Source organism: Ruminococcus sp. (assembly GCF_024691275.1).
GTDB lineage: Bacteria > Bacillota > Clostridia > Oscillospirales > Ruminococcaceae > Ruminococcus.
On record NZ_JAILNU010000079.1, the window covers coordinates 1 to 9,192 of the forward strand.

At 44.6% G+C, this 9,192-nt stretch carries 7 protein-coding genes; 6 read left to right on the top strand and 1 reads right to left on the bottom strand.

Annotated features, from left to right (window positions below; genetic code table 11):
* Positions 1-171 precede the first annotated feature (171 nt).
* A complete protein-coding gene (locus tag K6G33_RS09380; protein WP_296778709.1) occupies positions 172-1,038 on the bottom strand; it encodes an AraC family transcriptional regulator in 867 nt (288 codons plus the stop codon).
* A gap of 224 nt (positions 1,039-1,262) precedes the next feature.
* On the opposite strand from K6G33_RS09380, the gene K6G33_RS09385 reads away from it, so the two are divergent.
* The 6 genes from K6G33_RS09385 (at position 1,263) to K6G33_RS09410 (ending at position 8,957) form a co-directional block, all read left to right on the top strand.
* Complete coding sequence (locus K6G33_RS09385; protein ID WP_296778712.1) at positions 1,263-2,153, top strand: hypothetical protein; 891 nt, start codon at positions 1,263-1,265, stop codon at positions 2,151-2,153.
* 26 nt (positions 2,154-2,179) lie between these two features.
* Positions 2,180-4,258 (top strand): glycoside hydrolase family 3 C-terminal domain-containing protein, encoded by a 2,079-nt coding sequence (locus tag K6G33_RS09390; RefSeq protein ID WP_296778713.1) that lies wholly within the window; start codon positions 2,180-2,182, stop codon positions 4,256-4,258.
* Positions 4,259-4,272: 14 nt separating this feature from the next.
* Positions 4,273-5,586, top strand: coding sequence for a xylose isomerase (gene xylA / locus K6G33_RS09395; protein WP_296778716.1), 1,314 nt, complete (start codon positions 4,273-4,275; stop codon positions 5,584-5,586).
* A gap of 48 nt (positions 5,587-5,634) precedes the next feature.
* Positions 5,635-7,050: an extracellular solute-binding protein gene (locus K6G33_RS09400; RefSeq protein WP_296778718.1), complete on the top strand. Its 1,416-nt coding sequence runs from the start codon at positions 5,635-5,637 to the stop codon at positions 7,048-7,050.
* A gap of 69 nt (positions 7,051-7,119) precedes the next feature.
* A complete protein-coding gene (locus tag K6G33_RS09405) occupies positions 7,120-8,112 on the top strand; it encodes a carbohydrate ABC transporter permease (RefSeq protein ID WP_296778721.1) in 993 nt (330 codons plus the stop codon).
* A complete protein-coding gene (locus K6G33_RS09410; protein ID WP_296778722.1) occupies positions 8,100-8,957 on the top strand; it encodes a carbohydrate ABC transporter permease in 858 nt (285 codons plus the stop codon). Before K6G33_RS09405 ends, K6G33_RS09410 begins: the two co-directional genes overlap by 13 nt.
* Positions 8,958-9,192 lie beyond the last annotated feature (235 nt).

The window sequence follows — 9,192 nt, forward strand, 5'->3', positions numbered from 1 at the left end:
CAGAGGCCTCTCCCAAGTTTCAAAATGGGTCAGGCTTAAGTTTGCTGCAATGAATATCAAAAAATATGCTCTCCATGTGGCTTCATGAAGAGCTTTTTTGTTGTTATTTGAGGTTTAATGCGGGGTTTTTTGACGAGCTGAAGCTGTGATGAATATTCATCACAGCTTTTTTCATGTATGATCTGATATTTTGTACAGTGTCTTGAACTCTGTTGGTGTGCAGTTCTTGGCTTTTTTGAATGCGCGGTTGAAGGTCGTCAGACTTGCGAAGCCTGCTCGCATAGCGACTTCCGTAACGGAGAGATTCGGGTCGATGAGCAGCCTTTCCGCGGCTTTAATGCGCTTACTGTTGATATATTGTATATATGATACGTTGTTGTATTTCTTGAAGATGCGAGAAAAGTGGTATTTGCTGTAGCCTGCGATAGATGCGATCTTTTCGAGGGGGATCTCGTACATATAGTTCTGGTTGATGTACTTCATCACCATGCTGAATTTTTTGGTATCATCGCGGTTGGTGGGGGCACCTGTAAAAGCATCGGCGGCTTGAGTGAGCTGGAACTCACGAACAGCAGTAAGCATTTTTATAAGATCAATGTATATTTTTACATCGGCGAGAGCAGATTTTGAATAGTATTCGGAGTAGATATCAAGTATGCTCTTGCGTGACAGTATATATAGTTCCTTGCTAACGTCGGGAGTGATGTGCAGCGCCTGGGAGAACACGGGGACAATGGCTTCAAGAGCGGGAATATCGCTTATTATGCTGTTATCACACTGGAAAATGATTCGTCTGCCTTCCTGCGCAGGCATAGAATGGAGTTCACCCGGCGGAATAATAATGATCTCTTTTTCGTTCAGGTGGTAATCTATGCCGCCTGCTGTGACAGTAAAACCGTTATGCAAGGGGATTATGACTTCTACGGCGTTATGCCAGTGAGTAGGGTATTCTTCCACCTCGTCATTATCATAGAGCATGACAAATCGTTGGTTTTCATATTCTACCGTTTCGTAATCGCCGGACAGATTTTTAATCATGATTAGCCTCCTTGACCAAATATTGTTGTGAAAAATATGTCAATGTTCACAAAGCTTTGACTTTCTTGACCTTATTATACAACATTATCATAATATTTGTAAAGGGAGTTTGAAGAAATTGTGTAAATCTTAGCAATTCTTGACTACACAGCCGCAAAAATTGATTAGTATAAATTGTCAAAGTGGTATATAATATCATTAGAGCAAACGAAAGGTGATGTGTGATGTCTGTTAAATGTTATGATACCGATTATAAAAACTATGGAAAATGTCTTTGTCTCGATAATGGCAGGATCAAACTGATCTGTACCATAGATGTGGGACCAAGAATCGTTTTCTTTGGTTTTACGGACGGCGAAAACGTTCTGTTCGAGGACGTTGACAGAAATTTCTATGAGATCAACAACGGCTACGGAGTATGGTATGCTTACGGCGGACACAGAATATGGTGTGCTCCTGAAGTGATGCCCGAGACTTATCTCCCCGACAACTCAAAGGTCGAAGCTGATTTCAACGGAACCACACTTATCCTTACGCCTGCTAAAACCAAATTCGACAAGCAGTTTGAGCTTGTTATCACAATGAGTGATGATAACTCAGTGATTATTGAAAACAGGATCACAAACTGCTCCGATAAGCCTGTTAAGTTCGCTCCGTGGTCTGTTACAGGACTTGCGGCAGGCGGAACCGAGATAATTCCTCTTTGCAGAGAGGATAAGGGCTTCCTTCCTAACAGGACGATGGCTCTTTGGAGCTACTCCAATATACGCGATGAACGTTTTATACTTACCGATAAATACGCTCTTCTCAGGCAGGATCCAAAGGAAAAGAAAGCCTTCAAGGCAGGCTTTAACGTTACAGGAAAACAGATAGTCTATGTAAATGACAGAAAAGTTTTCAGAATGAGTTTTGATAGCTATGAATTGACAGAATATCCTGATTTCTGCTGTAACTTCGAAACTTACACCAATGATTTGTTCCTTGAATGCGAACTTCTGGGTGAGCTGAAAGATTATCAGCCCGGAGAAACAGCTTCTATCAGGGAAAAGTGGGAACTTTCAAATACCGACTGGGCTCCCGACAAGGTCATTGAGGAGTTCGTAAGCAAAATTTAATATTATTTTTGGAAAGGGGAATGCTTATGGATAAGTATAAGGACGAAGCATTGTCCGCGCTTGAAAGAGCTGTGGACCTTACGGACAGGCTTTCTGTTGAGGAACAGGCTGAACAGCTCAAGTATGATGCTCCGAGTGTAGACAGATTGGGGATACCTGCTTACAACTGGTGGAGCGAGGGTCTGCATGGCGTTGCAAGAGCAGGAACTGCTACTATGTTCCCGCAGGCTATCGGACTTGCAGCAATGTTTGATGAAGAAGCAGTTCGCAAGGCAGGAGAGATAACTTCTGTTGAAGCTCGTGCTAAATATAATGAGTATTCTAAACACTGTGACCGTGATATCTACAAGGGACTTACATTATGGTCCCCGAATATAAACATTTTCCGTGATCCAAGATGGGGAAGAGGTCAGGAGACCTACGGTGAAGACCCGTACCTGACATCAAGACTGGGAGTCGCTTACACAGAGGGACTTCAGGGTGACGGAAAAGTCCTCAGAACAGCAGCTTGTGCAAAGCATTTTGCAGTACACAGCGGCCCTGAGGCAGTAAGACATGAGTTTGACGCAAAAGCAAATATGAAGGATTTGACCGAGACCTATATCGCAGCCTTTGAAGCTCTTGTAAAAGAAGCAAAGGTCGAAAGTGTTATGGGTGCTTACAACCGTGTAAACGGCGAACCCGCCTGCGCAAGCAGCTTCCTGATGAAGAAGCTTGAGGAGTGGGGATTTGATGGTCATTTCGTTTCTGACTGCTGGGCAATAAGAGATTTCCACACCAATCACGGCGTGACAAAGACAGCTCCCGAATCAGCAGCAATGGCTCTGAAGGCAGGCTGTGATCTCAATTGCGGTAATACATATCTCCATCTTCTTGAAGCATATAATGAAGGACTTATAAATGATGAAGACCTTAGAAAATCGTGCATCAAGCTGATGAGGACGAGAGTCAGACTCGGTATGTTTGACAAGTCAACAGAATACGATGATCTTGATTATGATATCGTAGCCTGTGACGAGCACAAGGAATACGCTCTTAAATGTTCGGAGCGTTCAATGGTGCTCCTGAAAAATAATGGTATCCTGCCGCTCGACGGCAGTAAATACAAGACTATCGGAGTTATCGGACCAAATGCCGACAGTGTCCCTGCTCTTGAAGGAAACTACAACGGCAGAGCTGATGAATATTTTACGTTCCTCAGCGGTATCCGTGAAGCATTCGACGGAAGAGTCCTTTTCTCCGAGGGAAGTCACCTTTACAAGGACAGATGCATGAATCTTGGTCAGCCTGATGACAGACTTGCAGAAGCTGCAATAATCGCAGAACATTCGGATATTGTTGTTCTTTGCGTAGGTCTTGACGCTACTATAGAGGGCGAAGAGGGAGATACAGGAAACGAATTCTCCTCAGGCGACAAGAATGATCTGAGACTTCCCGAGTCACAGAGAAAGTTAGTTAAGACGGTAATGGCTGTGGGCAAGCCTGTTATAATAGTTACTGCCGCAGGCAGCGCTATAAATGTTGAAGCAGACTGCGATGCACTCATTCACGCATGGTATCCCGGTCAGCTGGGCGGAAGAGCTCTTGCGAATATACTTTTCGGCAAGGTATCTCCTTCAGGCAAGCTTCCCGTAACATTCTATGAGGATGCTTCAAAGCTCCCTGAGTTTACGGATTACAGCATGAAGAACCGTACTTACAGATATTCGGAGGGAAATATACTTTATCCCTTCGGCTTCGGACTTACTTACTCCGAAACAAGGTGTTCGGAGCTCACCTTCGCAGACGGCATTGCTTCTGTAAAGATCACGAATACAGGCAGCCGTGCAGTTGAAGATGTTGTCCAGTTTTATATCAAAGGCTATTCGGAGAACGCAGTTCCAAACCACAGCCTCTGCGGCTTCAAGAGAGTCGCACTTGACGCAGGTGAGAGCAAGATCGTACAGATCACTGTCCCTGAAAGAGCCTTCATGGCAGTCAATGAAAATGGCGAATGGGTAAAGGAAGGCAGGGAGTTCACCCTCTATGCAGGAACTTCACAGCCTGATGAACTCAGCACAAAGCTGAACGGCAAGGAATGCACAGCTCTGAAAATAAATGTATAATTATGGAGGATAATATGGAATTTTTCAGCAATATCGGTAAAATTGAGTATAAGGGAAAGGATAGCACAGATCCGCTTTCTTTCAAGTATTACAATCCTGATGAGGTCATCAACGGCAAGAAGATGCGTGAGCACCTGAAGTTCGCACTTTCATGGTGGCACACAATGGGCGGCGACGGAACAGATATGTTCGGCTGCGGCACAACAGATAAGTCATGGGGTCAGGCTGATCCTGCTGCAAGAGCAAAGGCTAAGGTAGATGCAGCTAAGGAGATCATGGATAAGCTTTCCATCGACTACTACTGCTTCCACGACCGTGACCTTTCTCCTGAGTACGGTAACTTAAAGGAAACAAACGCTCAGCTCGATATCGTTACAGACTACATGAAGTCGGTTATGGGCGACAAGAAGTGCCTCTGGGGTACAGCTAAGTGCTTCGATCACCCAAGATTCATGCACGGTGCAGGTACATCTCCTTCTGCTGATGTATTCGCATTCTCAGCTGCACAGATCAAGAAGGCTCTTGAGTCTACAGTAAAGCTCGGCGGTAACGGATACGTATTCTGGGGCGGCCGTGAGGGTTACGAGACACTTCTCAACACAAATATGGGCCTTGAGCTCGACAATATGGCACGTCTTATGAAGATGGCTGTTGAGTACGGACGTTCTATCGGCTTCAACGGTGACTTCTACATCGAGCCAAAGCCAAAGGAGCCAACAAAGCATCAGTACGATTTCGATACAGCTACTGTTCTGGGCTTTCTCAGAAAGTACGGTCTTGATAAGGACTTCAAGATGAATATCGAAGCTAACCACGCTACACTTGCTCAGCACACATTCCAGCATGAGCTCCGTGTATCAAGAGACAACGGTGTATTCGGTTCTATCGACGCTAACCAGGGCGATCCGCTTCTCGGCTGGGATACAGACCAGTTCCCGACAAACATCTATGATACAACAATGTGTATGTACGAAGTTATCAAGGCAGGCGGCTTCACAAACGGCGGTCTCAACTTCGACGCAAAGGCAAGAAGAGGAAGCTTCACACCTGAGGATATCTTCTACAGCTATATCGCAGGTATGGACGCATTCGCACTCGGATTCAGAGCTGCTCTCAAGCTCATTGAGGACGGTCGTATCGACAAGTTCGTTGACGACAGATACGCGTCATGGACAACAGGTATCGGTGCTGATATCATCGCAGGCAAGGCAGATTTTGCTTCACTTGAAAAGTATGCTCTTGAAAAGGGCGAGGTAACTGCTTCACTTTCAAGCGGCAGACAGGAAATGCTCGAGTCAATCGTAAACAATGTTCTTTTCAGTCTTTAAGGCTGATTGATATTTAACCAATTTTTATTTATTTGGAGGTCAAGAAAAATGAAAAAAGCATTATCGGTCATCTCAGCAATCGCACTTCTCGCAACTTCTATGGCAGCTACAGGCTGCGGCAAGAAGGACGATGAAGGCAATTCATCATCTGGCAGCGGTTCATCATCATCATCATCATCTTCTTCATCATCTTCTTCAGGTAAGAAGGAAACTATCAATCTCTGGACATTCACAGATGAAGTTCCTAAGATGATTGACAAGTACATGGAGACACACCCTGATTTCGCAGCTAAGTATGAAGTTGTTCCAACAATTATCCCAACAACAGACGGTAACTATCAGCCTGCTCTTGATAAGGCACTTCAGGCTGGCGGCAAGGACGCTCCTGACTTCTTCTGCGCAGAGGCTGCATTCGTTCTCAAGTATACACAGGGCGATATGGCAAGCTATGCTGCTCCTTACAAGGAGCTCGGAATTGATATCGACAAGGCTATCGCTGATGCTGATATCGCTAAGTACTCCGTTGAGATCGGTACAAATCCAAGCGGCGATGTAGTTGGTCTTGGATACCAGGCTACAGGCGGCGCATTCATCTATAGACGTTCTATCGCTAAGGATACATTCGGCAGTGACGATCCGGCTAAGGTAGCTGAGAAGATCGGTGCCGGCACAGGTAAGTGGGATAAGTTCTTCGAGGCAGCTGAGGAGCTCAAGGCTAAGGGCTACGCTATCGTATCAGGCGACGGCGATATCTGGCACGCTGTTGAGAACAGTTCTGACAAGGGCTGGATCGTTGATGACAAGCTCACAATCGACACAAAGCGTGAGGAATTCCTCGACCTTTCTAAGAAGCTCAAGGACAACAACTACCACAACGATACAGAAGACTGGTCAGAGGCTTGGAAGGCTGATATGAGAGATGAGGGAGAAAAGAAAGTATTAGGTTTCTATGGTCCTGCTTGGCTCATCAACTACACTCTTGCTGATAACTGCGGCGGTTCTAAGGCTGGCGAAGGCACATACGGTGACTGGGGCGTTTGTGAACCAAACGTAGGCTTCTTCTGGGGCGGTACATGGCTCATCGCTAACAAGGACAGCCAGAAGAAGGAAGCTGTAGGCGAACTCATCAACTGGATCACACTTGACTGCACAAAGGACGGTCTCCAGTATATGTGGGCTAACGGTACTCTCAACGGCGAAGGCGGTACTAAGGACTGCGTAGCTTCAGGTACAGTTATGGCTATGTCTGACGGTTCTCTCGATTTCCTCGGCGGACAGAATATGTTCGACGTATTCGTTCCTGCAAACCAGTTTGCAAACGGTAAGAACCTCACTCAGTACGACGAGAAGATCAACCAGAAGTGGCGTGGTCAGGTTCGTCAGTACACAGGAGACAAGAAGAGCAGAGATGCTGCTATCAAGGACTTCAAGCAGGAAGTTGCAGACGAGCTCGACATCAAGTAATAAAATCTATAGTGCTGTACCGTATAATGCTGCGGTACAGCACTCAAAATAAAAAGGAGGCTTACGGCTTTGAAAACGAAGCTAAAGGGTATTAGTTATGCTAAATACGGATATCTGTTCAGTATTCCTTTTGTTGCTGCATTTTTGATATTTACGCTGTATCCGACAATATATACAGCTACACTCGGCTTTACAGATTGCAGAGGTGTCAATAACGAAAATTATCACTTCCTTACAGATGATATCTTTGCTAACTACAAGTCTATTTTAGAGAATGATTCATTCCGTGTATCTATCAAGAACACAATAGCTATATGGATGATGAACTTTTTCCCACAGATAACTATTGCGCTTCTTCTTACAGCGTGGTTCACATCACACAGTAATGAGATAAAGGGAAAAGGATTTTTCAAAGTCGTTTTCTATATGCCGAACATCATTACGGCTGCAACAGTCGCGATCTTGTATCACACACTCTTCAATTATCCTATAGGACCAATCAACGACTTTCTCGTAAGTAACGGTCTGAGAGATTCTTCATACTACTTCTTCACAAGTAAGACTGCCGCACGATTGATCGTTGCGTTCATTCAGTTCTGGACATGGTACGGAAATACAATGATAGTTCTTATCTCAGGTGTTCTCGGTATCAGCCCTGACATCTATGAAGCGGCAGATATTGACGGAGCGAACGGTATACAGACCTTCTTCCGCATAACTATACCAAACTTAAAGACAGTTTTACTGTACACACTTGTAACAAGCCTTGTCGGCGGACTTAATATGTTCGATATTCCGTTCCTGTTCCTTAACGGCGGACCTGACAGAGCTACACTTACAACAAGTGTATTCATTTACAACCAGGCATTCTCCAACAGCTACTTGTACAACAGAGCTTCAGCCGCAAGTATGATCATGTGGGTCATCATTGCACTTTGCTCCGCTGTTCTGTTCTATATCATGCGTGATAAAGACCAGATCAAAGCTGATAAGGAGATAAAGAAGGCCAGAAAAGAAGCGCGTAGAACTGCAAAGGGAGGATTGAATCAATGGCAGTTGTAAATAAAAAGCCGGGAACCATTGCATTTAAGATTTTTGCATATGCGTTCTGTATCCTCCTTACCGTTCTCAGCTTGTTCCCATTTGTTATCATGCTGGTGAACTCGACAAGAAGCTCTGCTGATATCCAGCAGCACGCTATGTCGATTATCCCGGGCAGTTTTGAAAAATTCTCCAAAAACTGGAGCCTCCTCTTCGGAAGAGGATTCAATCCACTGAATGGTTTTAAAAACTCGCTGATAATATCAGTAGGTTCGACTGCTTGTAATGTGTATTTCTCAACAATGACAGCATTTGCACTCGTTGCTTATGACTGGAAGCTGAGAAAGCCGTTCTTCACACTTATCATGGCAGTTCTTATGATACCTGCTCAGGTAACAAGTATCGGTTTCTATCAGTTCATGTATAAAATACATTGGACAAACAGCTACCTTCCTCTTATACTTCCCGCTATCGCAGCACCAACTACTGTATTCTTCATGAGACAGTACATGATCCCGTCACTTCCGATGGAGATCCTTCAGTCTGCAAGAATCGACGGCGCAGGAGAATTCAGAATCTTTAACCAGATCGTTCTCCCGATGATGAAGCCCGCTATGGCTACACAGGCAATCTTCTCATTCGTAACCAGCTGGAACCAGCTGTTTATGCCGCAGATACTTATCACAAAGATGGATAAGTACACAATGCCAATGATGGTATCGCTTCTTAACGGTGACGCGTATAAGACGGAATACGGATGTGTCTACTTAGGACTCTTCCTGACGGTAGTACCAATACTTATCGCATATTTCTTACTTTCAAAGTACATCATCGAAGGCGTTGCGCTTGGTGGTGTAAAGGGCTAAGTATTCTTAGTGTTATCACATTTTTCTTTCTTAAATTAAAGAGGACTGCGCCGAGAGGTGCAGTCCTCTTTGACTTTACCGATAATATTTCTCCATGTAGGATTACAATAGATGTGAGACAAATTACAAAAAAAGATAGCGGAGCAGCATAAACCTGTGTTACAGTTAAGTTGCGAAGATAAAAGCAACAGGAGGTTAGCTGATCCGCTATGAATACTATAACACAGATTACCAC